Source organism: Promicromonospora kroppenstedtii DSM 19349 (assembly GCF_000515355.1).
GTDB classification, from domain to species: Bacteria; Actinomycetota; Actinomycetes; order Actinomycetales; family Cellulomonadaceae; genus Promicromonospora; species Promicromonospora kroppenstedtii.
In genome coordinates, this window is the sequence record NZ_KI911706.1 from 1 (window position 1) to 1,514 (window position 1,514).

At 72.2% G+C, this 1,514-nt stretch carries 2 protein-coding genes; both read right to left on the reverse strand.

Annotation, left to right across the window (positions count from 1 at the left end; all coding sequences use genetic code 11):
- A partial coding sequence (locus tag PROKR_RS18785) for a hypothetical protein (RefSeq protein ID WP_036965677.1) occupies window positions 1–189 on the reverse strand: 189 nt, incomplete at its 3' end.
- Complete coding sequence (locus PROKR_RS18790; protein WP_245605881.1) at window positions 186–1,208, reverse strand: hydroxyacid dehydrogenase; 1,023 nt, start codon at window positions 1,206–1,208, stop codon at window positions 186–188. The genes PROKR_RS18790 and PROKR_RS18785, both read right to left, overlap by 4 nt.
- Between the last annotated feature and the right edge of the window lie 306 nt (window positions 1,209–1,514).

Genomic DNA, 1,514 nt, shown 5'->3' on the forward strand with positions numbered 1-1,514 from the left:
CTCGAGCCCGTCGACGGCGGTGCCGTAGCCGCCCGGGGTGCCGGGCAGCGTGATGAGCGAGCCGGTCGGCGACGCGTAGGGCTCGACGGCCGCGAGCAGCCGGTCGGCGTAGCCGGTGAGCCAGGCCCGGGCCTCGGGGCCGGACGCCCCGGCACCGGACGGACGGACGGAGGCTGTGTGGTCGGTCATGCGACGAACTCCATGTCCTCGCGGGTCACGGCACTACGGGACGCCTCGCCCCGTGCGTAGCGCTCCAGCTCGTCGAGCGCGGCAGCGGTCATGCGGCGCGCCTCGGTGCCGAGCGACCCGGCGATGTGCGGTGTGATCATGACGTTGGGCAGGTCGTACAGCACGGACGACGCCGGCAGCGGCTCCGGCTCGGTGACGTCGAGCATCGCGTAGATGCGGCCCGTCGAGCACTCGCGCTCCAGCGCAGCGGTGTCGACGACGGTGCCGCGGGCGGTGTTGATCAGCGTGGCGCCGTCGGGCAGCAGGGCGAGCTCGCGCGCGCCGATCAGGTTGCGCGTCGAGGGCAGCTCCGGGGCGTGCAGCGAGACGATGTCGGACGCCGCCAGCAGCTCGTCGAGCGGCACCAGCCGCGCGCCGGCCTCGGCCACGACGGCCGCGTCCGCGAACGGGTCCGCCACGAGGATCTCGCGCGTCTCGGGACCGGAGCCCGGCACGGTCAGGCGCGCCACGACCTGGCGCCCGGTCCGGGAGAAGCCGACGATGCCGACCACGCGGTCCCGGTTGGACAGGTCGCCGTGCTCGTCCAGGTAGGACCAGTCGTCCCTGCGCTTGCGGGCGATGTTCGCGAGGAACGGCGCCTTCTTGCCGGCCATGAGGATCGCGGCCACCGTGAACTCCGCGACCGGCAGCGCGTTTTCGGTTACGGCGTTGGTCACCAGCAGCCCGCGGTCCCAGACCGCGTCGGACACGAGCGACCGGACCGAACCCGCGCAGTGCACGACCGCGCGCAGGTTCGGCGCGAGCTCGAGGACCTCGGAGGTGAGCCGGGGCGCGCCCCACGAGGTGACGAGCACCTCGACGTCGGCCAGCCGGGCCTTGGCCTCGGGCGTGTCGTAGGAGGTCACACGAGCGGTCTCACCGAGACGCGCGATCGCGCGCAGCCGGGAGTCCTCGTCCGGGCCGAACTGCATTCGCAGTGCCCGATCGTCCATGACGAGCAGGGCTTCAGGTCGCCGCACCACCGCGCTCCTCTCCATCGAGTCCGCGTCCGCCTGACCGTTCAGGCGAACAATTCCGATCACCTACGATCGGACGATGGCCCATTGAAGCCCACCAGACCGGCCGTTGGCAAGCCCTGGCGCTCACCGAAGAGTTCCTATACGATCATTTTCGATCATTGGAGATACGAACATGACAGCAGCGTCGCTGCCCGCGCCCGACGTGTCGGCCCGGGACCACTGGGCCGCCGGGCACGTGGTGAGCGCCCTCGCGCCCACGCTCGCCAGGGCGGATGCCGAGCGCGGCACCCCGTGGCCGCAGCCGCT